Origin of the sequence: Caballeronia sp. NK8, assembly GCF_018408855.1 — a bacterium.
In the GTDB taxonomy this organism is placed as follows: domain Bacteria; phylum Pseudomonadota; class Gammaproteobacteria; order Burkholderiales; family Burkholderiaceae; genus Caballeronia.
The window spans coordinates 958461-982219 of the sequence record NZ_AP024323.1; the positions used below are offsets into that span (position 1 = coordinate 958461).

General features: G+C 62.8%; 22 protein-coding genes. 11 read left to right on the forward strand and 11 right to left on the reverse strand.

What is annotated here, in order from left to right; translation table 11 throughout:
• Positions 1-28 precede the first annotated feature (28 nt).
• Positions 29-103 (forward strand): pyrroloquinoline quinone precursor peptide PqqA, encoded by a 75-nt coding sequence (gene pqqA / locus NK8_RS19140; protein ID WP_008353049.1) that lies wholly within the window; start codon positions 29-31, stop codon positions 101-103.
• A 78-nt stretch (positions 104-181) separates the two neighbouring features.
• Here pqqA and NK8_RS19145 read toward each other — a convergent pair whose 3' ends face one another.
• On the reverse strand, positions 182-1600 hold the full coding sequence (locus tag NK8_RS19145) for an aspartate aminotransferase family protein (protein WP_213228985.1): 1419 nt from the start codon (positions 1598-1600) through the stop codon (positions 182-184).
• 46 nt (positions 1601-1646) lie between these two features.
• Complete coding sequence (locus tag NK8_RS19150) at positions 1647-3125, reverse strand: NAD-dependent succinate-semialdehyde dehydrogenase (RefSeq protein ID WP_213228987.1); 1479 nt, start codon at positions 3123-3125, stop codon at positions 1647-1649.
• A 336-nt stretch (positions 3126-3461) separates the two neighbouring features.
• On the opposite strand from NK8_RS19150, the gene NK8_RS19155 reads away from it, so the two are divergent.
• Positions 3462-4628: an IS30 family transposase gene (locus tag NK8_RS19155; RefSeq protein ID WP_213228989.1), complete on the forward strand. Its 1167-nt coding sequence runs from the start codon at positions 3462-3464 to the stop codon at positions 4626-4628.
• Positions 4629-5179: 551 nt separating this feature from the next.
• Here the strand turns inward: NK8_RS19155 and NK8_RS19160 are convergent.
• The 6 genes from NK8_RS19160 to NK8_RS19185 form a co-directional block, all read right to left on the reverse strand.
• Complete coding sequence (locus NK8_RS19160) at positions 5180-5656, reverse strand: Lrp/AsnC family transcriptional regulator (RefSeq protein ID WP_174258068.1); 477 nt, start codon at positions 5654-5656, stop codon at positions 5180-5182.
• A gap of 1 nt (position 5657) precedes the next feature.
• Entirely contained in the window at positions 5658-6680 is a 1023-nt protein-coding gene (doeB, locus tag NK8_RS19165) for a N(2)-acetyl-L-2,4-diaminobutanoate deacetylase DoeB (protein ID WP_162067639.1), read from the reverse strand.
• Between the two features lie 4 nt (positions 6681-6684).
• On the reverse strand, positions 6685-7902 hold the full coding sequence (gene doeA, locus NK8_RS19170) for an ectoine hydrolase DoeA (protein WP_213228991.1): 1218 nt from the start codon (positions 7900-7902) through the stop codon (positions 6685-6687).
• An 11-nt stretch (positions 7903-7913) separates the two neighbouring features.
• Positions 7914-8918 carry a cyclodeaminase gene (locus NK8_RS19175; protein ID WP_213228993.1) on the reverse strand — a complete coding sequence of 335 codons (1005 nt, stop codon included), beginning with the start codon at positions 8916-8918 and terminating at the stop codon, positions 7914-7916.
• A 4-nt stretch (positions 8919-8922) separates the two neighbouring features.
• Positions 8923-9888 (reverse strand): hydroxyectoine utilization dehydratase EutB, encoded by a 966-nt coding sequence (gene eutB, locus NK8_RS19180; protein ID WP_213228995.1) that lies wholly within the window; start codon positions 9886-9888, stop codon positions 8923-8925.
• An 82-nt stretch (positions 9889-9970) separates the two neighbouring features.
• Positions 9971-11368, reverse strand: a complete 1398-nt coding sequence (locus tag NK8_RS19185) for a PLP-dependent aminotransferase family protein (RefSeq protein WP_213228997.1) — start codon at positions 11366-11368, stop codon at positions 9971-9973.
• A 237-nt stretch (positions 11369-11605) separates the two neighbouring features.
• Here NK8_RS19185 and ehuB point away from each other — a divergent pair, with 237 nt between their 5' ends.
• From ehuB to NK8_RS19230, 9 genes are all read left to right on the forward strand, one after another.
• Positions 11606-12460, forward strand: coding sequence for an ectoine/hydroxyectoine ABC transporter substrate-binding protein EhuB (gene ehuB / locus NK8_RS19190; RefSeq protein WP_162067644.1), 855 nt, complete (start codon positions 11606-11608; stop codon positions 12458-12460).
• A gap of 53 nt (positions 12461-12513) precedes the next feature.
• On the forward strand, positions 12514-13206 hold the full coding sequence (gene ehuC, locus NK8_RS19195) for an ectoine/hydroxyectoine ABC transporter permease subunit EhuC (protein WP_213228999.1): 693 nt from the start codon (positions 12514-12516) through the stop codon (positions 13204-13206).
• On the forward strand, positions 13203-13871 hold the full coding sequence (gene ehuD / locus NK8_RS19200; RefSeq protein WP_162067645.1) for an ectoine/hydroxyectoine ABC transporter permease subunit EhuD: 669 nt from the start codon (positions 13203-13205) through the stop codon (positions 13869-13871). The genes ehuC and ehuD overlap by 4 nt, the downstream gene beginning before the upstream one ends.
• Positions 13872-13944: 73 nt before the next feature.
• On the forward strand, positions 13945-14769 hold the full coding sequence (gene ehuA / locus NK8_RS19205; RefSeq protein ID WP_162067646.1) for an ectoine/hydroxyectoine ABC transporter ATP-binding protein EhuA: 825 nt from the start codon (positions 13945-13947) through the stop codon (positions 14767-14769).
• 73 nt (positions 14770-14842) lie between these two features.
• Positions 14843-16402, forward strand: coding sequence for an FAD-dependent oxidoreductase (locus tag NK8_RS19210; RefSeq protein ID WP_213229001.1), 1560 nt, complete (start codon positions 14843-14845; stop codon positions 16400-16402).
• A 10-nt stretch (positions 16403-16412) separates the two neighbouring features.
• Complete coding sequence (locus NK8_RS19215; RefSeq protein ID WP_213229003.1) at positions 16413-17036, forward strand: UdgX family uracil-DNA binding protein; 624 nt, start codon at positions 16413-16415, stop codon at positions 17034-17036.
• 10 nt (positions 17037-17046) lie between these two features.
• Complete coding sequence (locus NK8_RS19220; RefSeq protein WP_213229005.1) at positions 17047-17418, forward strand: DUF3175 domain-containing protein; 372 nt, start codon at positions 17047-17049, stop codon at positions 17416-17418.
• Between the two features lie 160 nt (positions 17419-17578).
• A complete protein-coding gene (locus NK8_RS19225; RefSeq protein WP_213230423.1) occupies positions 17579-18850 on the forward strand; it encodes a sorbosone dehydrogenase family protein in 1272 nt (423 codons plus the stop codon).
• Positions 18851-19309, forward strand: coding sequence for a hypothetical protein (locus tag NK8_RS19230; protein ID WP_213229007.1), 459 nt, complete (start codon positions 18851-18853; stop codon positions 19307-19309).
• Between the two features lie 6 nt (positions 19310-19315).
• Here the strand turns inward: NK8_RS19230 and NK8_RS19235 are convergent, their stop codons facing one another.
• The 3 genes from NK8_RS19235 to NK8_RS19245 all read right to left on the reverse strand — a co-directional run bounded on the left by NK8_RS19235 (position 19316) and on the right by NK8_RS19245 (position 23709).
• A complete protein-coding gene (locus NK8_RS19235) occupies positions 19316-21451 on the reverse strand; it encodes a hybrid sensor histidine kinase/response regulator (protein WP_213230425.1) in 2136 nt (711 codons plus the stop codon).
• A 121-nt stretch (positions 21452-21572) separates the two neighbouring features.
• Entirely contained in the window at positions 21573-22430 is an 858-nt protein-coding gene (nadE, locus tag NK8_RS19240; RefSeq protein ID WP_213229010.1) for an ammonia-dependent NAD(+) synthetase, read from the reverse strand.
• Between the two features lie 76 nt (positions 22431-22506).
• Positions 22507-23709, reverse strand: coding sequence for an ammonium transporter (locus NK8_RS19245; RefSeq protein WP_061175514.1), 1203 nt, complete (start codon positions 23707-23709; stop codon positions 22507-22509).
• Positions 23710-23759: the final 50 nt, after the last annotated feature.

The following is a 23759-nucleotide window of genomic DNA, read 5'->3' on the forward strand; positions in this document are numbered from 1 at the left end:
TCTGGCCAATCATGCACAAGGAGGCTCTATGAAGTGGGAAACCCCGAGTTTCACCGACATGCGCTTCGGATTTGAAATTACGATGTATATCGCGACGCGTTAATCGGGCATGAATGACGAAACGGCCACGTTAAGTGGCCGTTTTGCTTTTTGGCCCGGTGGCGCGGGCCTAATCGAAAGCTCAGATCGCCTGCGTCGCGAGCGCCGAACCGATGACTTCGTTCGCGACCGCATCCACCGCCTGCTTGGCGATACCGACGATCTCATCCACTTCAGCGCGCGTCGTGACGAGCGGAGGCGCAAAGCCGAGAATATCGCCATGCGGCATCGCACGCGCGATCACGCCGCGCTCGAGGGCTGCCGCCGAGACTTTCGGCCCAACCTTCAGTGCCGCATCGAACGGCTTGCGCGCGTCCTTGTCGGCCATGAATTCGAGCGCCGCCAGCATGCCCGCACCGCGCACTTCGCCGACGAGCGGATGCGCGTCGAACGCCGTATGCAATTGCTGCTGCAAGTACGCGCCGACATCGGCGGCATTTTGCGTGAGGTTCTCGCGCTCCAGGATATCGAGATTGGCGATTGCCGCGGCCGCGCAAATCGGATGTCCCGAATACGTCCAGCCGTGACCCATCGGGCCGAATTCCTGCGAGCCTTTCTCGATCACGTCCCACACCTTCTCGCCGACGATCACGCCCGACAGCGGCGTATATGCGCTCGTCAAACCCTTCGCCACCGTGATGAGATCCGGCTTGATGCCGAAGTGCTGCGCGCCCATCTTCGAGCCGAGACGGCCGAAGCCGCACACGACTTCATCGGAGATCAAAAGGATATCGTGCTTCCTGAGCACGTCCTGGATCGCTTCCCAGTAGCCTTGCGGCGGCGCGATGATGCCGCCCGTGCCCATCACCGGTTCGGCGATGAATGCGGCGATGGTATCGGCGCCTTCCTTCGCGATCAGCTTTTCGAGTTCGTCAACGCAATACGCGGTGAATTGCGCTTCGCTCATGCCGGCGGGCGCCTTGCGATACCAGTGCGGACAAACGGTGTGCTTCACGCGATCGATCGGCAGATCGAAGTTTTGATGAAAGCTCGGCAGGCCGGTCAGGCTACCGGTCACGATGCCCGATCCGTGATAGCCGCGTTCGCGCGAAATGATCTTCTTCTTGTTCGGGCGGCCCAGCACGTTGTTGTAATACCAGACGATCTTGATCTGCGTTTCGTTCGCATCCGATCCCGACATGCCGTAGTACACCTTCTTCATGCCTTCGGGCGACCAGTCGATGATGCGCGACGACAACTCGATGATCGTATCCGTCGAGTGTCCAACATACGTGTGGTAATACGCGAGCTTTTTCGCTTGCTCGTAGATCGCATCGGCCACTTCGGTGCGGCCATAGCCGATGTTCACGCAATACAGTCCCGCGAATGCATCGATATAACTTTTGCCCTGATGATCCTGAATGCGGATGCCCTTCGCGCCCGTGACGATCTTGCCGGGCAGCGCGCCGCTCGCGTGATCGTGCGCGTGCGTGGACGGGTGCATGAAGTGCGCGCGGTCTTCGGCGAAGAGTTGTTCGAGCGATTGATTCTGCTGGGTCATGTGCTTCTCCTTGAATTCCTGATGCGTCTCTTTGAGGATAGTTCGTTCAGGCTGCGCTCGTGAGCGGCAGGCCCAGATTGCCGAGGCAAAAGTATTTCGTTTCGACGAAAGGCTCGAAGCCTTCCGCGCCGCCTTCGCGGCCGAGGCCCGACGCTTTCATGCCGCCGAATGGAATCGGCGCGCCGGTGAATTTCACGCCATTGACCGACACCATCGCGAAATCGAGTCGGCGCACGAGCTGAAAGATCGTGTCGATGCGCGTCGCGCAGACGTAGGCGGCGAGGCCGTATTCCGTGTCGTTGGCGCGCGCGACCGCTTCGTCGAGCGTATCGAACGGCGAAATCGCGGAGATCGGCGCGAAGTTCTCTTCGTCATAGACGCGCATGCCGGGTTTGGCATCGGCCACGACGGTCGGTTCATAAAACCAGCCGCCGAGCGCATGTGCGTTGCCGCCGACGGTGATGCGCGCACCCTGCGCTCTTGCGTCCTCGATGCGTGCGACGGTTGCGTCGAAGGCCGCCTGATGCATGAGCGGGCCGATATCGACATTCGCCTCGAATGCATTGCCCACTTTCAGCGCTTTCACGGCCTCCGTATAGCGTTCGACGAATTGCTCATAGAGCGGACGCGCGACCAGAATGCGGTTCGCGGCGCAGCAATCCTGTCCGGACGTCTGAAACTTCGCACCTACTGCAATGCGCACGGCTTGTTCCAGGTCAGCGTCTTCCGTCACGATGAACGGCGCATTGCCGCCTAATTCCAGTGCAAGCTTCTTGATGCCCGATTGCGCGGCCGCTTTCGCAACCAGACCGCCGACACGCGTCGATCCCGTGAAGCTGACGGCGCGCACGCGCGTATCGCTGACGAGCGTTTCCATCGCCATCTGCGGCTCGCCGATCACGACGTTGAATACGCCTGGCGGGAAGCCGGCTTCTTCCGCGAGTTGTGCGAGTGCGATCGCCGAGAAAGGCGTTTCGTGCGCGGGTTTCACGACGACCGTGCAGCCTGCGGCGATCGCGGCGGCGGCTTTACGCGTGATCATCGCGACGGGGAAATTCCACGGCGTGATCAGTGCAGCGACGCCAACCGGCTCCATCACGGTGCCGAGATGCGCGCCATCGATATGAGTGGGAATCGTGCGGCCCGTGAGGCGCTTTGCTTCGTTCGCGAACCATTCGATGAAGCTCGCGGCATAGGCGATCTCGCCTTTGGATTCGGCGAGTGGCTTTCCCTGTTCCAGCGACAGGATGCCCGCGAGGTCCGATTGATGACGCATGATCAGTTCATGCCAGCGCAACAGCAGCGCGCTGCGTTTTTGCTGCGGCATCCAGCGCCAGGACTGGAATGCGCGATCGGCAGCGTCGATCGAACCGACGATTTGCGACTGGTCGAGCATGGGTACGTGACCGATCACCTTTTGATCCGCGGGATTCGTCACCGCGATCGATGCGGCGTCGCTGCTGTGGACCCAGCGGCCGTCGATATAGCACAGCGATTTGAATAGAACGGGATGGCCTAGCAGCATGGGAGTCTCCTTTCGCATGTGGACTTTGCCCTCGCGGGCGTGCGATTTAACGTTTGATCCGATGCGTTCTACTTTACGGTTCTTATCGTTCTCGTTGTTTTCGTTATCGCGTTGCGGGGTTGGTGTTTTTTCTGTTTCTGGGGCGTTGGTTTGGGTGTTTTTTTGGGCTTCTATGGAAGCCTGATTTCGTGTCGGTCTGTTAGCGTTGCCCCTGTGCGGGGCGGCACCTACTTTCTTTGCTGCTGCAAAGAAAGTAGGCAAAGAAAGCAGCGGCGGATTCAACCGGTCGATGCAACACCTCTGATCTAATGATCGTGATACAGGTGGGGAGCATCGATGACTCGACAGAGAAAGCCTTGGTTGGGCAAAGCGCAGCGGCGGCGGCTCTGGGAGCTTTGGCGTAATGGGGAAAGCGTCAGTGCGATTGCGCGGGCGTTACAGCGGGATGTCGGCTCAACGCACCGGCATATCGCCAAACATGGCGGGATCGCGCCGGCGCCGCGCCAGCGCGCAGCGCGTGCTTTGAGCTTATGCGAGCGCGAAGAGATCTCGCGAGCGTTGAGCCAGAATGAGTCGTATGGGTCGATTGCAGCGCAGTTGGGGCGAAGCAAATCGACCATCAGCCGTGAAGTGAGCCGCAATGGAGGGCGCGAGAAGTATCGCGCGCATGCGGCCGATGAGTTGGCTTGGAGGCGCGCGTTGCGTCCGAAACAATGCGCGCTGGCGGGCAATGCGCGCTTGTGTAGGCAGGTCGCGCGAGGGCTGCGCCTACAATGGTCGCCTGCGCAGATCTCGGGCTGGCTCAAGAGGCGATACCCGCAACGCAAGGAGATGCACATTTCGCACGAAACGATCTATCGGACGCTGTTTATCCAGACGCGTGGAGCGCTGAAGAAGGAATTGATCAGTGAGCTTCGCACCAGGCGCGCAGTGCGTCGTCCGAAATGCGCCTCGAAGCGGGGTCAGAATCGCGGCACGATCATCGATGCGGTGCCGATCAGCGAACGCCCGGCCGAGGCCGAGGATCGCGCTGTGCCAGGGCATTGGGAAGGCGATTTGGTTGCAGGTTCAATCGACACGCACGTTGCTACGCTAGTGGAGCGGCATTCACGCTATTTGGTGCTGGTGAAGGTGCCGGGCAAAGACACGCAGAGCGTCACGCAGGCGCTGATCAAGCAGGTGCGCAAGCTTCCTGCGCAATTGAAGCGCTCGTTGACATGGGATCGGGGCACGGAGATGGCAGCTCACGCGCAGTTCACGATGGCGACAGATATGCAGGTGTACTTCTGCGAACCGCGAAAGCCGTGGCAAAGAGGGAGTAACGAGAATACCAATGGATTGCTGCGGCAGTACTTTCCAAAAGGCCAGCCGTTGGATCATTACTCACAGGCTGAGTTGAACGCAATTGCCAAGCGGCTCAATGAAAGGCCGCGGCAGACCTTGGGTTTTATGACGCCAGCGGAGAAATTGGCCGAGACGTTGGGCGTTGCGTTGACCGGTTGAATCCGCCGCTCGAGACGCCCGCGGTCATACGCAATTTGGCCACTATCCTCGTTGCTCGTGGGCTCAGTAGCGAGTGCCCTCGTAGGCCTGACCGGGCTTGGACCGCGCACGGTCTGACTAGCTAGTACCCAAAGGACGCTGGTTCAGCACGAAAGAGTTCCGGCACAGCGCTATGCGCTGCCGTGGGGTATGCAAGGGAAACCGACGAAAAAGAAGATACGCAGAAGCACGCGCATCCCCGATTGACCCATCGGCCGCGAAGCGGGCCGGAGCCATTTCGTGCTGAACCAGTGTGTTATGTGGTGCGATGTGTCAGACCGTGCGCGGTCCAAGCCCGATGTGGCCTTTGAGGGCACTCGCTACAGACGCCACGAGCGAGGAGAAGAATGCCCAAATTGCGTGTGACCGCGGGCGTCTCGAGCTGCTTTCTTTGGTTACTTTCTTTGCAGCAGCAAAGAAAGTGACTGCCGCCCCGCACAGGGGCAACGCTAATAGACCAACACCAATACGGGATCCGGCGACAACCCAAAACCCCCAAAACCCAAACCCCATCAAACCTCAACCCACTCCGGCGCCCCATCCCCCAAATCCTTGACGACCTTGGTAACGATATAAGTAAAGTACCTCTCGATCCCAAGCTCCTCGACGAGCAGAGAATCAATGAACCGCTGATAGTGATCGATATCCCTCGCCACGACATGCAGCACATAATCCACGCCACCCCCGGTGGCAAAACACTGCACGATCTCCGAAGCCCCCGCAACGCGCTCTTCGAAACGCCGCATATCCGCCGCCGTATGACGCGATAGCGTCACTTCGACGACAATACGGCTCCCCTTGAACGCCGCCGTCCAGTCCACATCCGCGCGATAGCCGCGAATAACCCCGCTGTCCTCGAGTTTCTTCACCCGCTCCCAGGCCGGCGAGATCGACAGATTGACCTCCTCCGCGAGTCGCGATTTCGTAATGCGGCCATCCCGCGCAAGAATGCGCAGGATACCCAGATCGTAGCGGTCGAGCTTGATCAAGTTACACGCTCACAGCAATGTTGCGTTCAACGATATCCGCAACCACCGCCACGGTATCGCCCGTCTGCACGAGGCCCGGAAAATGCCGCGCCGCCAGCAGCCCATCCCGCTTCGCGCGATATTCGACCGGCGCCGCGCCCGTGCGCGTAATGTCATAGACGCGCGCAAGCACATCACCTGCTTTCACCCTATCCCCGAGATCGCGGCACATTTCAAGCAGCCCGCCATGCTCGCTCGTCGTGTAACAGGAACCATCAGGCATATCCAGCAAGGTCGTCGTGCGCGCTTCCTCACGCGCGACCTCTTTCTCGATGATGCCCGCATACGCGAGAAAGCCATACACACCGCGCTCCGCGATCGCCACGCTCCTGGCCGTCGAGGAACCGCCGCCGCCCAGTTCCGTCGATACGAATACCTTGCCCGCTTCCTCAGCGGCGCTGTCGTAAAGACCGATGCTGTCGAGTTCGAGCATCCGCATCGAATACGGCGCACCGAACGCACGCATCGCCGCCTCGCAACGCGCTTGCTGTGTCGCATCGTTCAGGACGTGAATCGCCGCAAACGGCAGGAAGTCGAGCGTGCGGCCGCCTGCATGGATATCGAGCACATAATCGGCGAGCGGCAACAGATGACGCTGAAAATAATCCGCGATCTTCTCCGTCACCGTGCCGTCCGGCTTGCCGGGAAAGCTGCGATTCAGGTTGCCGGCATCGATCGGCGACGTGCGCGCGCCCGCTCGGAACGCCGGGTAGTTCATGTACGGCACGATGATCACGCGGCCGTTCACGTCGCTTGCCTCGAGTGTCGATGCGAGCTTCGCCAGCGCGATCGGCCCTTCGTATTCGTCGCCGTGATTGCCGCCCGTAAGCAGCGCGGTCGGACCGTCGCCGCGCTTGATCACGGTGACCGGGATCATCACGGCGCCCCACGCGGAATCGTTGCGCGAGTACGGCAGCTTCAGGAAGCCGTGTTGAACGCCCTCGGCATCGAAGTCGACTGTCGGGCTGATCGGTGACGCGCGCATCGTGTTACTCCTTCACGAACAATTTTCGAGGCGTGTTGCAGAAGGTCTCGACGCCGGTCTCCGTAATCAGGATGCTCTCCGTGATTTCGAGGCCCCAGTCGTCGAGCCACAGCCCCGGCATGAAGTGAAACGTCATGCCAGGTTCGAGGACGGTCTTGTCCCCGGGACGCAGGCTCATCGTGCGCTCGCCCCAGTCCGGCGGATAGCTCGCACCGATCGGATAACCACAGCGGCTGTCCTTCTCGATGCCGAATTTGCGCAACACCGCGAAGAACGCATTGGCGATGTCCTCGGTCTTGTTGCCCGGCTTCGCAACCGCGAGGCCCGCCTCGATGCCCTCGACAACTGCCTTCTCGCCTTCGATGAAATGCTGCGGCGGCTTGCCCAGATACACGGTGCGCGACAGCGGACAGTGATAGCGCCTGAAGCAGCCCGCAATCTCGAAGAACGTGCCGGCGTTCGCGGTGAACGCCGAATCGTCCCACGTGAGATGCGGCGCTGCGGCGTCGGCGCCGGTCGGCAGCAGCGGCACGATCGCCGGATAGTCGCCGCCATAACCTTCGACGCCCGTGATGCCCGCTTCGTAGATCTGCGCGACGAGATCGCTCTTCTTCATGCCCGGCTCGACCGTGTCGAGAATGCGCGCATGCATCTTCTCGACGATGCGGGCCGCGACGCGCATGTACTCGATCTCGCGCGGCGACTTCACCGCACGCTGCCAGTTGACGAGCGCGGTCGCATCGACGAACTTCGCGTGGGGCAGATGCTGCGTCAGCGACGCATACGCCTTCGCGCTGAAGTAGTAGTTGTCCATCTCCACGCCGATGCGCTTGCCGTCCCATCCACGCGCGGCGATAACCTCGGCCGACAGGTAATCCATCGGATGGCGAACCTGCGACTGCACGTAATGATCAGGATAGCCGATGATATTGTCGTGCGACATGAACACCGTGCGCTTCGCGCCATTCGCGTCCTGGCCGCGGCCGTACCAGACCGGCTCGCCGTCCATCGCGAGCAATACGCATTGATGCACATAGAACGACCAGCCGTCATAACCGGTGAGCCACGCCATGTTGGTCGGGTCGGTCACGATCATCAGATCGATGCCCGCCTTCTCCATCGCGCGCCGTGTCTTCGCGATGCGCGCGTCGTACTCGCTGCGCTCGAACGGCAGGCGCACCACGGGCGCCTGACCTTTCTTCTCTTGCATGATTTCGGACATCGTCCCCTCTATCAAGCGGTCACATCGTTGTGGAAAATGGTTCCTGCCTGGCTCCCGCGCGCACGCTGAATCGCAAGCGTTGCAATCGCGGTGTCCTGCGCGCCCGTGCCGGTCAGATCGCACACGGTTATTTCGTCGTCGTTCACGCGGCCCGGCGTCTTGCCTGCGATCACTTCGCCCAATTCGGCGAACGACGCATCGGCATCGATCACACCGGCTTCGATCGCGTGATGCAGTTCGCCCAGCATGCGCACCTGCTGCACGCGGTCGCATACGTAGCGCGCTTTCGCGAAGACATCTGGCGCGATTTCGTTCTTGTGCTCGGCATCCGAGCCCATCGCCGTGATATGCAGCCCGGGATGCAGATCGCGCGCGTGGATAAGAGGCTCGCGGCTCGGCGTCGTGGTGATGGCGATGTCGGCGTTTCTGAGCGCCTGATTGACGCTGTCCGCGACATAGCACGGCAAGCCTTCGCAGTCGTGCGCGAATCGATGCGCGCTGGCCGAATCGCGCGCCCATACGGTCACGTGATCGATATCGCGCACGAGGCGCAATGCCTGCAGTTGCAGGCGCGCCTGCTCGCCCGCGCCTATGATCGCGACACGCTTCGCATCCTTGCGAGCAAGCCAGCGCGAAGCAACCGCGCCGGCCGCCGCAGTACGCACCGCGGTCAGATAACCGTTGTCGAGCAACACGGCTTCGGTCAGACCGGTGCGCGCCGAGAGCACCAGCATCAGCCCGTTCAGACTCGGCAGCCCGAGCGACGGATTGTTGAAGAAGCCCGGACTCACCTTGATCGCAAAGCTCGGAAAACGCGGCAAATACGCGGTTTTCACGTCGACTTCGCCCGCGTGCTCGGGAATGTCGAGACGCAGGATCGGCGGCATCGCGACGGCTTCGGTCGCAAGCGATCTGAACGCGGCTTCTACTTGCTCGATCGCGTCGAGGTCGAGCGGCACGAGCTTGCGCAATTGCGCCTGCCCGAGCAGCACGGTGGATGTATCGATGTTGGACATATGTTCAGGCCGCTCCGATAAGGCGGCGATGCGTTTCGATATCGATGTTGCTGCCGCTCACCACGACGACGACCGGCCCGTCTTGCAGCTTGATCGCGCCATCGAGCAGCGCCGCGATGCCGACCGCGGCCGCGCCTTCGACGACGAGCCGCTCTTCGCGGTAGGCATGCACGATGCCGCGCGCGATCGACACTTCATCGAGCAGCACGATGTCGTCGATGAGATCGCGCGTCATGACGAAGGTATGGCGGTTGTCGAGGCCGATGCCGCCGCCGAGCGAATCGGCCAGCGTATCCAGTTCATCGACGAACACGGGCTTGCCCGCCGCGAGACTCGCGTGCATGGCCGCGCCGCGTTCCATCGACACGCCGATCATCTTTACGTCGGCACGAATGTTTTTTGCCGCGAACGCGACGCCACTGAACAAGCCGCCGCCCGACAATGGCACGACGATGCTCGCCGCATCGGGCAGCGCTTCGAGAATTTCGAGGCCGATGGTGGCCTGTCCCGCGATCACGCGTTCATCGTCGAAAGGCGGCACGAATGCATAGCCTTCCTCGCGCACGAGACGTTGCGCTTCGACCTGCGCATCGTCCTGACTCTTGCCCGCGATGACGACACGCGCGCCGAGCGCGGCGACGGCATCGACCTTGTTCTGCGGCACGAGCGAGGACATGCACACCGCCGCTTCGATGCCGAGCGAGCGCGCCGCGTGGGCAACCGCGCGGCCATGATTGCCCGTCGATGCGGTCACCACGCGCTTGCAGCCTTCTTCCGCCAGTTGCGCGAGCGCATTCGTCGCGCCGCGCAGCTTGAAGCTGCCCGTGGGTTGCAGCGGTTCGAGCTTCAGATGAACCGGCACGCCCGCGATGCGGGAGAGCGCAGCCGACTGAACCAGCGGCGTGACGAGCGCGCGGCCTTCGATGCGCTGGCGGGCGCGGTAGACATCGGCGAGCGTAAGTGCGGACATGTATGTCTGAATTGCGTGTTCAAGTGAACGATGCAACTCAGTCTAATGTCCTAAAAAATCGTTTTCGATTGTCCTAGTTCATTTAGTTGAAGTCGTGCACGTGCGGGTACTGGCCGAAGACTTCGCGCATCGTTTCCACCGCGCTGCGAAACGTGCCTTCACCGACTTCCGCGCCCACGCAGAGCCGCACCGCGTTGGGCCGGTCTGCGCCGCGCACGAGGAACGGATCGGGCGAAGTCACCGCGATATTGCGATTGCGCAATTCACGCGTGATGCGTTCCGCTTCCCATTCGTCGGGTACGCGCAACCAGACGGACAGCGCGTTCGGATGACTGCCCAGCACGTATTCGCCGAGCACTTCACGCACGACGCCCTGGCGCGCCGCGAGCCGCTCGCGCTGAATCTGCACGAGGCGTTGCGCCGTGCCGTCCATGATCCAGCGCGAGGTGACTTCCGCGATCGGCGAGGTCGCCATCCAGCAGCTCACGCGCAGCACGCTTTCCGCACGCAGCGCGAGACGCCGCGGCACCGTCATGAACCCCGTGCGCAAGCCGCTCAGTACCGACTTCGTCATACTCGTGCAATAGAACGCAAGCTCGGGAATCAGGCTCGCGATGGGCGTCTGCGTCTTCGCGGGCAGCGCGCCGTAGACATCGTCCTCGATCACATACACGCCATAGCGTTCCGCAATGCGCGCAATCGCGCGGCGGCGCGAATCGGGCATCATCGCGACGGTCGGATTGTTCAGCGTCGGCGTGCAGACGAGCGCGCTGACCCGTTCGCTGTCGCAGACTTCCTCGAAGTGCTCGGGGCGAATGCCGTGCTCGTCGATCTCCAGTCCTTTGAGCGTAAACCCCAGCACGTTGGCCGATCCGATCACGCCGTGATCCGTGAGGCTTTCGCACAGCACCGTATCGCCCGGACCGACGATCGACGCCAACGCAAGAAAGATGCTGTGCGCAACGCCATTGGTGACGAGCAGCGTCTCCACTTTCGCGGGCATGTTGAGCGACGCGAGCCATTCGACGCCCGCCTGACGATGACTGTCGAAGCCCGCAATCGGCCGGAATGCGCGAATCCACGGCTGATCCTCGATGGTCGAGAGCGTCGCGCAGACCTTGCGCCACATCGCGTCGTGCTCGGGCGTATGAACGATGCGCGCAATCGAAAAATCGACCACGGAACGCTCGGCCGTGTCGAGCATGTAACGGGACATCGTCTCGGTCACGCGCGCCGAGACGAAGCTGCCGCGCCCCACTTCGCAGCGGATCAGCCCTTGCCGCTCCAGTTCCTTGTACGCGTTGGTGACGGTCTGCACGCTGATCGCCAGATCGGCCGCGACTTCGCGTTGCGGCGGCAGACGTTCACCCGAGGCGAGCGCGCCGCTTTCGATATCGGCGGCCATTGCCTTGACCAGCCGCTTGTACTTGGACTGCACGCCCTGCACCGTACGCACGGCGTCGCGCCATCTTTCGTTCACGTCCTGCTCCTCGCTTGCCTGATTCCATGCGCAATAGTGGCGCAAAAGCGCACGCGAAAATAATTGTCCTAGAGCAATCGGAACAAATATATGGCTTTGTATTCTGCGGTCGTGGCTGTGTTGCGAGATGCGTCAAACCCCTGAGGAGTAAGGGTTTTCTCTGTCTCTCGCGCGTATCCCGGCCATTGGATTGCCCTCACTCGACCACGCTTGAAGAACCATCAATACGGGAACGATATGAACACGAAGCGACTGTCTGGCATGCTGGCAGCGGCGTGCGTCGCGGCGGCGGCCCTCGCCGCCCATGCCACGAGCGCAAGCGCGGAAACCACGTTGCAGCGCATCCAGCGCACCGGCGAGGTGCGTATCGGCTATGCGAACGAAACGCCTTTTGCCTACACGACGCCCGATGGCACCGTGACCGGCGAATCGCCCGAGATCGCGAAGAAGGTGTTCGCCAAGCTGGGCGTGAAGAAAGTCGACGCGGTGCTGACCGAATGGGGCGCACTGATTCCCGGCTTGAAAGCCGGCCGCTTCGACGTGATCGCTGCGGGCATGTACATCACGCCCGAGCGTTGCAAGCAGGTCGCGTTCGCCGATCCGCAATACCAGATCCCCGATACGCTGCTGACGATGAAGGGCAATCCCAAGAATCTGCACAGCTATGCCGATGTCGCCAAGCAACCGGACACGAAACTTGCTGTGATGGCAGGGACTGCCGAGCTGGGTTATGCGCGCCAGGCGGGCATCAAGGATGACCAGATCCTGCAGGTTCCGGACACCACCGCGCAATTGCAGGCCGTGCGCGCGCGCCGCGCCGATGCGGCCGTGGGCACCGCGCTGACGATGAAGGGTCTCGCAACGAAGGGCGGCCCGCAGGTGGAAGCGATCAGCCAGTTCAACGACGATCCGAAGCACACCGGCTACGGCGCGCTTGCGTTCCGTCCTGAAGACACCGACCTGCGCGATGCCGTGAACAAGGAACTGCATCAGTGGCTCGGCACCGACGATCACCTGAAGACGGTCGGGCCCTTCGGCTTCGACAAGTCCAACGTGACGACGAAGAAAGCGCCGGAACTGTGCGCCGGCTGAACGTCGCTTTTCTCCAGTGACGCACCGCGTCCAACTATCAGCGAGGAACCGTCATGAGTGACCTCAATGAGCTTCTGCCCTTGATGATGAAGGGCGCGCTCGTCACGATCCAGATCGCCGTCATCAGCATCCTGCTCGCGATCGTCATGGCGAGTGTCGCGACGGCGTTGCGCGCCGCGCCCTATCGCGCCGTGCGCTGGGCCGGCAACGTATATGTCGAAGTCTTTCGCGGCACCTCGCTGCTGGTGCAGTTGTTCTGGCTGTTCTTCGTGTTGCCGCTGCCGCCTTTCAATGTTCAGTTGACGCCGTTCACGGTCGCCATCGTCGGGCTGGGGCTGCACTATGGCGCGTATGGCTCGGAGATTCTGCGCGGCGCGCTGCGCTCGGTGCCGGGCGGACAATACGAAGCGGCGCTCGCGCTGAACATGCCGGCGGCGGCGCGGCTGCGCCGCGTGGTGCTGCCGCAGGCGATGATCAACGCGCTGCCGCCCGCGACCAACCTGATGATCGAACTGCTCAAGGGCACTTCGCTCGTCTCGCTGATCACGCTTTCGGACCTTACTTTCCGCGCACGCCAGCTCGACGAAGCGACCTTCAAGACGGCGGAGGTATTCGGTCTCACACTGCTCATCTACTTCGTGCTCGCGCAGGTGATCGTCGCCGTGATGCGCGTGTTCGAGCGGCGCGTAAGCAGTCACGTCGCCATTCGTCGCAACAGCCGCGCCGTTCCGAGGGCTGCATCATGAATTCGCTCGGTCAACTCTTCGATGTGAAATATGCGCTGCATATCCTGCCCGAGCTCGCGCGCGCGGCGACGTACACGATCGGCATCACGCTCGTCGGCTTCGCGATCGCACTCGTGCTCGGCCTCGTGCTCGCAATCATGCGGCGCAGCGAGTTCGCCCCGCTCGCGAAGACGACTGCGCTCTTCATCGAGTTCATCCGCAGCACGCCGCTCCTGATTCAGGTGTACGTGCTCTTCTATGTCGCGCCGCTCTACGGCTTCACGATGTCCGCGCTCACCGCGGGCACGCTCGGCATCGCGGTGCACTATGCGTGCTATGTGTCCGAGGTGTATCGCGCGGGTCTGAACGGCGTCGCGCGCGGGCAATGGGAAGCGTCGTGCGCGCTGTCGCTCTCGCCGTGGCGCACCTATACCGGCGTGGTTCTGCCGCAGGCGATTCGCCCGGTGATTCCCGCGCTCGGCAACTATCTCGTCGCAATGTTCAAGGACACACCGGTGCTGTCCGCGATCACCGTTGTCGAACTGATGCAGCAGGCGAAGAACATCGGCTCCGAGACTTTCCGCTATCTCGAACCGATCACGATGACGGGCATCTTCTTTCTCATCATCAGCGTGACGTTTGCCTCGGGCGTGCGTCATCTCGAACGGCGCGTGAGGCTGCCATGATGGCTCGCCCTCGCGTATCGACCACTCCGACCCCGCTGGACGGCGCACGGTAATGCAACTCCAGGAGCAGCAGATGAAACGAGATCTCGACCCGGCGCTTGGCGCGGCGGCACAGCAGAACGCGAACACGCCGATCGTGCGCTTTCGCAACGTCACCAAACGCTATGGCCCGCTCACCGTGCTCGACGGCCTCGATCTCGATGTCGCGCGCAACGAGAAGGTGGCGATCATCGGGCCGAGCGGCTCGGGCAAATCCACCCTTTTGCGCGTGCTGATGACGCTCGATCCACTGACCGATGGCGTCATCGAAGTGGACGGCGAACCGCTCACGCACGAGATGCGCGGCGGCAAGCTCGTGCCCGCATCGCCGCGACATGTGCGTCAGGTGCGCAGCAAGATCGGCATGGTGTTTCAGAGCTTCAATCTGTTTCCGCACATGACCGCGCTCGCGAACACCATCGAAGCGCCGATGAGCGTGCTCGGGCTGTCGAAGAAGGAAGCGAACGAGCGCGCGCGCGAACTGTTGTCGCTGGTGGGCCTTGCCGAAAAGTGCAATCACTATCCGTCGCAGTTGTCGGGCGGACAGCAGCAGCGTGTCGCGATAGCACGCGCGCTCGCGATGCGCCCGAAGATCATGCTGTTCGACGAAGTGACCTCCGCGCTCGATCCCGAACTGTGCGGCGAAGTGCTCAACGTCATTCGCCGTCTCGGCGAGGAGCATGACCTGACGATGCTGATGGTCACGCACCAGATGGGTTTCGCGAAAGAGTTCGCCGATCGCGTGTGTTTCTTCTCGCAAGGCAAGATCATCGAGCAGGCGCCGCCGCAGCAGTTCTTCTCCGCGCCGCAGCATGAGCGCACGCGCCAGTTCCTGCGCGCGGTGACCGAAGCGCTTTGATCAAGCGGGGTGTCGCGGTCCGATTATTGCTTCGCGCTCTCCGTATGGCCTATGCGTAAGCCAGGAGAGTGCGATGTCCCCCACCCTGCATAAAGTCGCGCGCTTCGCGGATTTGCCCGCCGAGCGCGGCACACGCGTGAGCGTCAAGAGCGACGATAAAAACGCGAAGGAAATCCCCATCCTGCTCGTGCGCGACGGCGATGCCGTGCGCGCCTACACGGCCGAATGTCCACACGCGGGCGGCCCGCTCGATGAAGGCGCGATCTGCAATGGACGCATCGTGTGTCCGTGGCACAAGGGCACGTTCGAGGTCCGCGACGGCAGCCTCGTCGAACCGCCGCCGCTGAAAGCGCTGACGCGTTATGAAGCGACGATCAGGGACGGCGACGTGTATGTGTCCGCACAGCCTGTCGACAGTGGCGAGATACGTAACGAGCCACGCAACGCGAATCGGACCATGCTCATCGTCGGCGCGGGCGCGGCAGGCGCGGCCGCATGCTCTGCCCTGCGCGAGGCCGGCTTCGACGGACGCATCGTGCTCGCGGGCAACGATGCGCGCGAGCCGTACGATCGCACATCGCTCAGCAAGTTCACGCTCGCGGGCGACATGCCGCCGGACGACGTCCCAGCGCTCCTCGAAGACGATTTCTTCACGAAATACGGCATCGAGCGCATCGAAGCGCAGGCCGTGAAGCTCGATGCGAATGCGAAGCGCGCCGAACTCGCCGACGGTCAGGCTATCGATTACGAAGCCGCGCTCGTCTGTACGGGCGGCGTTCCGAAGCCGCTCGATATCCCCGGCGCTACGCTGAAACACGTTCATCTGCTGCGCACGCGTGACGATGCGCGCGCGATTCTCGAATCGCTCGAAGGATGCAGGCGCGCGGTCATCGTAGGAGCAAGTTTCATCGGGCTCGAAGCGGCTTCTTGTCTGAAACGCAAGATCGACGTGAGCGTCGTCGCGCCTGGCAAGGTGCCGTTCGCGAAGCAGTTCGGCGAGCGCATCGGCGAGATGTTCAGGAAACTGCATGAAACGAACGGCGTGACGTTTCACATGAATGCGCGCGTCGCCGCATTCGGCGGTGGCGATACGGTGACGGAAGTGATCCTCGATTCGGGCGAAAAGATCGCGGCGGATGTCGTGATCGCGGGCACGGGCGTCGTGCCCGCGACATCGTTTCTATCGGGCGTCACGCTCGCGGACGACGGCGGTGTCGACGTCGATGCCACCATGCTCGCCGCCCCCGCGCTCTATGCAGCCGGCGATATTGCGCGCTTTCCCTTGCCGCGCTCGGACCAGAGCGTGCGCATAGAGCACTGGCGCGTCGCGCAGCAGCACGCGCGCGTGGCCGCATGCAACATGGCGGGCAGCGCGCGCGAGTATGTCGGCGTGCCTTATTTCTGGACTTATCACTACGAGAAGACGTTCGATTATCTCGGGCATGTCAGTGAGCCGGACGCGATCGAAATAGATGGCGATCTGGACGCGCAGCACTTCATCGCGTATCTGATGAAGCATGGACACGTGGGGGCGATCGTCGCATGCGAGCACGACGCCGCCGTGTGCCGTCTTGCCGAAGCGATGCGCGAGCCGCTCACGCTCGACGAAGCGCGGCGCATCGTGAACGCCTGAGCGAGCCGGCATGGCGACGAAGCAACCCGGCGTCGAACCGGAGCAGGCGCCCGCCTCGCTGGACGAATGCCGCCGCTGCGCGCTTTGGGAACACGCGACGCAAGCCGTGCCCGGCAAAGGCCCGCGTCATGCGCCGATGATGATCGTGGGCGAGCAACCGGGCGATCAGGAAGACTTGCAAGGCAAGCCGTTCGTCGGGCCCGCGGGCGCGATGCTCGATCGGGCGCTCGAGGAGGCCGGCGTCGCGCGCAAGGACGTGTATGTGACCAATGCCGTGAAGCACTTCAAGTGGGAACCGCGCGGCAAGCGGCGCCTGCACAAAACGCCCGCGCAGCGCGAGATCGACGCGTGCCACTACTGGCTCGATCGCGAGACCGGCGATGTCGCGCCGAAAGTGATCGTTGCGCTCGGATCGACCGCGCTCAAGTCCGCGCTGCGCGATTCGAAGGCGACCTTGCAGGCGTCGATTGGACGCGCGATCGAGCACGAAGGACACGCGATCGTAGCGACTTATCATCCTTCATTCGCGTTGCGCGCGCCCGATCCCGAGACGCGCGAGCGTGCGTATCACGCGATCGTCGAAGCATTGCGCGCGGCGCATCGGCTCGTCGCGCATCATCGGAAAGAGCGTTGAGGAAAGGCATATGGCAACGAGCAAGACGGCTTCGAAGAAAAGCGGCAAGCGTCCGAGCACGCGGCAAAGACACTCGCTTGCGAGCGCCCGCAAGAAGCCGACGCGATCGACGCACCGCTGGTCGCATCACGTGATGGAAACCAGCGATGCGATGGACATCCAGCGCGACATCTTCAAGACGGGCAACGCACAGGAAATCGCCGACTCGCTGAAGCGCTCGTCCACACGCAGCACGCGCCGCAAGGGCTCGCCGTTTCAATCGGCGATGTCGATGCTCAATTTCTATATCAATCGCGCGGGGCGCAATTTGCCGAAATCGCGCAAGAGCACGCTGGAACGCGCGAAGAAGCGGCTGCGCGAGGCGTTCGGACGCAAGCCTTGAAGGCCATCGTGTGTGAAAAAACTGCCAGAGCCATGCAAGCCTTGCAAGCTTTCAAGGAACGTCGTTTGCTCTGCAGTGATGCGATGCAATCCCACACCGTCAGGAGCCTCGCTTGAGAACCCAGTCAAAACAACGCATACGCGCCATCGCGCTCGCGCTGATGCTCGCAAGCGGCTCAGCTATCGCCGACGACTACGCCGATGGCTTCGGCCCGAATCCATCCCTCCCCGCGCCGCACAAATCGCTCATGCCGACGGTCAACATCGCGCCAGCGAAGCCGTGGCCGCAAGGACAGAAGCCCACGGCGCCCGCTGGTTTCGACGTGACCGCGTTCGGCGCGGGCCTCACACATCCGCGCTGGCTCGCGACGCTGCCCAATGGCGATGTGCTCGTCGCCGAAAGCAACGCGCCTGAGAAGCACGATGAAAACGCCGGCATCAAGGGCTTCGTGATGAAGAAGGTCCAGAAGCGCGCCGGCGCCGCCGTGCCGAGCCCCGATCGCATCATGCTGCTGCGCGATGCCGATGGCGATGGCGTCGCCGAAACGCGCACCGTGTTCATCGACAAGCTGCATTCGCCGTTCGGCATGGCGCTCGTCGGCGACGATCTCTACGTTGCGGATACCGATGCAATCATGCGCTTCAAGTACGAAAACGGTGCGACGCAGATCACTACGCCCGGCGAAAAATTCATCGATCTGCCCGCCGGCGAGATCAATCATCACTGGACCAAGAACATCATTGCGAGCTCGGACGGCAAGAAGCTTTATGTGACAGTCGGCTCGAACAGCAACGCGGCGGAGAACGGCATCGATGCGGAGAACGGGCGCGCGGCGATCATGGAAGTGGATATCGAAACGAAACAATCGCGGCTGTTCGCAACGGGTTTGCGCAATCCGAACGGCATGTCGTGGCAGCCGCAAAGCGGTGCGCTGTGGACCGTCGTGAACGAGCGCGATGAACTCGGCAATGACCTCGTGCCGGACTATCTGACCTCGGTGAAGGATGGCGCGTTCTATGGCTGGCCGTACAGCTATTACGGACAACATGTCGATGATCGCGTAAAGCCGCAGCGCGCGGACCTCGTACAGGCGGCGCTCGCGCCCGACTATGCGCTCGGCGCGCATACCGCCTCGCTCGGACTCACGTTCTACGAAGGCACGGCGTTCCCGGAGCGCTACCGCAATGGCGCGTTCATCGGCCAGCATGGTTCGTGGAATCGCAAGCCGAGAAGCGGCTACAAGGTCATCTTCGTGCCGTTCGAGAACGGCAAGCCTTCAGGACCGCCCGAAGATATCCTGACGGGTTTTCTTTCCTCGGATGGCCATGCGCTCGGGCGGCCCGTGGGCGTCGCGGTCGATGCCAGGGGCGCGCTGCTCGTCGCCGACGATGTCGGCAACACCGTGTGGCGGGTCGCGCCCGCCGCGAAGTGAATGGCCGCGAAGACACCGCGACGGCCGAGTCTGTTCGCGCTCGCGGAGCGGCAGATCATCGCGCTCTACGATGCGGGCGTGATGTCGCCCGCCGTGCTGCATCACGTCCTCGCGGCGTATGCCGACAGCGGCATCGACTGGAACGATGAAGGCACGCTGCAAACCGTCGATGGCCATACGGTGCAGCAAGCCGTCGTGCTCGTCATGATGCCGGGGCGTGCGTTGAAGAGTGCGAAGAAGGATTTCATGTCGGTCGTCGAGCATCTTGCCGCGAGCGAACCCGAGGCCGTCGAGGAACAAACAGAAGATGCCGAGGATGACGACGACTTGCTGGCTCAGCTAGGCGGCGACACGAAGAAAGCGACACGTGCAAAGAAAAGCACGCAGGCAGCCGAGCCGAAGCGCGCTGCGTTCAATCCACTCGTCGGCGCGCGCGCCGTGAAAGGCAACAAGCGCTGAGCGCGATCAGGGCGCGACACCTGGCGCGATCAGATCGAGCAGATCGTCCATGTCGAAGGGCTTCGCGAGAATCGGCACGCCGAGTTGCTTCGCGCGCTCCAGTTCATCGGCATAACCCGTCATCAGCACGAGCTTCTGCGACGGCAGGCGCTTCATGATCTGCTCGGCCAGATCGATGCCGTTCATGCGGCCGGGCATTTGCACGTCGGAGAGCACCAGATCGAAGCTGTGGCCCTCGCCCATCAACGCGAAAGCGGCGTCCGCGCTTTCTTCGTGATGCACGGCGCAGCCGACCACTTCGAGCACCGCCGTCACGCCCGCCGCCACGTCCGCGTTGTCCTCCACCAGAAGCACCGACGTGCCGCGCAACGGCACGTCCGCATCATAGTTCGCCGCAACGAGGGGCGGCGCTGCCGTATCGGTTGGCAGGTACGCTTTCGATGCCGCCGGCGCCGCACCCTGATGACGCGGCAAATAAAGCCGCACGGTCGTGCCCGCGCCCGGCACGCTCGTGATGCGCGCGGTACCGCCCGCCTGCTCACATGCGGCGAGCACCTGCGCGAGACCGAGGCCCGTGCCCGCGCCGCGCTGCTTGGTCGTGAAGAGCGGTTCGAACGCGCGCCGCTGCACTTGTTCGGTCATGCCCTCGCCGTTGTCGGTGATCGAGACGAGCACGTATTCGCCATCGGGAATATCCGTGTCCACGCTGCGCACGCGCGCATTCTGGCAGCGGATCACGACGCGCCCGCCGTGCGGCATCGCATCGTTGGCATTCACGGCGATATTCACGAGCGCCAGCTCCAGCTCGATCGGATCGGCCATCACCTTCCACAGATCCGGCGACAACTCCAGCGTCAATGTGACGGACGGATGAATCGACTTCTTCACGAGATCGAGCACGCTCTTCAACCAGTCGGCGGGGTCGATCACCTCCTGCTTGAGAGGCTGCTTGCGCGCGACGCTCATCAGTCGCCGCGCGAGCGATTCGGCGCCCGCGGTCGCGCGCTCCACGGCGAGCACTTCGTTCTCGACGCCGTTGAAGTGCTTGCGCCGCGCCAGTTCCATGTTCGATCCGACCACCATCAGCAGATTGTTGAAGTCGTGCGCGACGTTCGCGACGAGATTGCCGAGCGCGCCCATGCGCCGCAACTGCCGGCTCGATGCCTCGATGGAAAGACGTGTCGCGACTTCCGCCTGCCAGCGCTCCCACGCGGCCTGCTCCGCATCGAGACGGCGAATCGAAAAGGCGATCAGCAGCCACACGCCGATGCACGGCAACGCCGCGATCGCCGCGACGAGCGCGAGATTGTCGCGCCAGCGCGCTTCGACGACAGAAGTCGCATAACCCGTCGCGACATAGAGCGGATAGTCGCCCACGCGCCTGAACGCAAGCAGCCGCTCGACCTGATCGACGCTCGAACGCATGCGAATGCTGCCGTAGAGTTCGTTGTTGCGAAATGCGTTGGTGAACGGCGTGTTCGTTGCAGGTTGCGTGCTGTCCGCGTTCGTCGGAAAGCGCGCGAGGATGTTGCCGTCGCGACGATACAGCCCGATCACGACGGCGTGATCGCCGGCCGCGAGTTCGCGATAGAAGTCGGTGAAATAGCTGCGCTTGAGCGCAATCGACACGACGCCGAGAAACTGCCCGTTGCGGCCGATGCGGCCCATCGTGGTCGTGAAGACATCGGAGCGCGCCACCTTGCCGCGCAATGGCAGCGAGAAGTACGTGACGGGCGCGACCGCGCGGGCGGACTGGAAATCGTCGCGCTCCGCGATCGATACGACAGGCGCCGGAAACCAGCGGCTGTTCGCAAGCAGCCCGCCGTTTCCGCCGAACACGGAAATCGCGGCAATCTGCGCGAGCGTGCCGCTCATGTCGTCGAGCGTGCGATGCAACGCTTCTTCGTGGCTTTTGATGAGCGCGTCGTCGCTATCGCCCAGCAGGTCGACGATGCGCGTCTCCAGTTGCTGATTCAGGTCGATCACCTTCAGCGCATGCTCGTTCGCCACGCGCGTGAGGCGCTGGGTCAGTTCCTGCGCATCCGCGAAGCGGCGCTGATGATCGTAATAGCCATAGATGCAGAGGCACGCGAGCGGAACCACGATCGATACGCCCAGCACGAGCAGCAGCATCTTTCGCATCGAGGCGAAATTGCGCGCGGGCAGCGGCAGATCGAATGTCGCGGTTTCGGTGGAGTCCAAGTGTTGCGTCTCCGGGAACGCCGGGCCTGAACATGCGTCAATCGGCCCCGCTCTGCTAATGTCAGCGAAGCGCGTGCCTGCGCCAGTCGTCGTAAGGCGTGATCGGCAGCACGCGCTTGTGATGGGTCGCGTCGTAGAAGCGGTAGATGGTCGCGTAGACCGCGTCGGAAACCGGCTTGCCTTCGAGAAAATCGTCGATGTCCTCGTAGCTGATGCCGTAGCTGTCTTCGTCGGGCTTCATCGGCGTGAGTGTTTCGAGGTCGGCGGTCGGCACCTTTTTCGAAATGTCGCTGCTCGCGCCGAGCAATTCCGCGAGCGCGCGCACGCGGCGTTTGTTCAGGCCGTAGAGCGGCAGCACGTCCGCGCCGCCGTCGCCGAACTTGGTGAAAAAACCCATCAGCGATTCGGCTGCGTGGTCCGTGCCGATCACGACGCCCGAGTGCGCGGCGGCCACCGCGTACTGCGCGATCATCCGCTGACGCGCCTTGATATTGCCGAGCACGAAGTCTTCGTGCTTGTGATCGCGATACACGAGACCCGAGGCCGCGAGCGATTCGCGCATCGCATCGGCGGCGGGCTTCACGTTGACGACAAGTGTCTCGTCGGGCTGGATGAACGCGAGCGCGCGTTGCGCATCGGCTTCGTCGCGCTGCTCGCCGTACGGCAGACGCATCGCGATGAAGCGCACATCGACATGGCGCGCCCGCAGGCGCTCGACCGCGAGTTGCGCAAGACGGCCCGCCGTCGACGAATCCACGCCGCCGCTGATGCCGAGCACATAGGTCTTGAGCTTCTGCGCTTCGAGATAGTCGGCGAGAAACGCGATGCGGCGCTCGCGTTCTGCTTCGATATCGAATACGGCCGGGACCTTCAGTTCTTCGATGATGCCGGGCTGACGGGTGGCGTGACCGTTCGACATTGCGTGTGCTCGCTTCGCTTCTGAAGTCGCTACGTTACCGCAAGTTGCGCAGCGCCTCTATCCGCACGCGTCGATATCAGCCCGCCATTTCCCGATCCGGCGTCGACGAGATGCGATGAATCGCGAGATCGGCGCCATTGAACTCTTCTTCGCGATCGAGCCGCAGACCGACCGTCCACTTTATCGCCCCATAGACGGCCGCACCGCCCGCGAGCGCCAGCGCGATCGCGCCCACCGTGCCGATGAGTTGCGAGCCGATCGCGACGCCGCCGATGCCGCCCAGCGCCTTCTGCCCGAAGATGCCCGCCGCGATGCCGCCCCACGCGCCGCACATGCCGTGCAACGGCCATACCCCGAGCACGTCATCGATGCGCCAGCGGTTCTGCACGCACGTGAACATCTGCACGAACAGCACGCCCGCGACCGCGCCCACGATCAGCGCGCCGAGCGGGTGCATCAGGTCCGAGCCGGCACACACCGCGACCAGACCCGCGAGCGGTCCGTTATACGTGAAGCCCGGATCGTTGCGGCCCGCGAACCAGGCGGCGAGCGTGCCGCCGACCATCGCCATCAGTGAATTGACCGCGACGAGGCCGCTGATCTTGTCGACGGTCTGCGCGCTCATCACGTTGAAGCCGAACCAGCCGACCGCGAGCACCCACGCGCCCAGCGCGAGAAACGGAATGCTCGACGGCGGATGCGCCGCGATGCGCCCGTCCTTGTGATAACGCCCGTGACGCGGCCCGAGCAGCAGCACCGCCGGCAGCGCGACCCAGCCGCCGAACGCATGCACGACGACCGACCCAGCGAAGTCATGAAACGGCGCGCCGAACGCCTGCGTCAGCCAGCCCTGAATGCCGAAGCGCTCGTTCCACGCCACGCCTTCGAGCAGCGGATAAATGAAGCCGACGATCACGCAGGTCGCGAACAGTTGCGGATTGAACTTCGCGCGCTCGGCGATGCCGCCCGACACGATCGCCGGAATCGCTGCGGCGAACGTCAGCAGGAAGAAGAAACGCACGAGCGCATAGCCGTTGTGCTCGGCGAGGATATCGGCGCTGTGCATGAACTGCACGCCATACGCGATGTTGTAGCCGATAAAGAAGTACGCGAGCGTCGACACCGCGAAGTCCACGAGGATCTTCACGAGCGCGTTCACCTGATTTTCGCGGCGCACCGTGCCGAGTTCGAGGAACGCGAAACCGGCGTGCATCGCGAGCACCATTGCAGCGCCCAGCAGCAGAAAGAGAGTGTCGGTTCCGGATTGAAGTGCCTGCATGATTCGAGCGGTCGGTCGGGAAAAGGCGCTGATTTTGCAAGTTCCGGGCC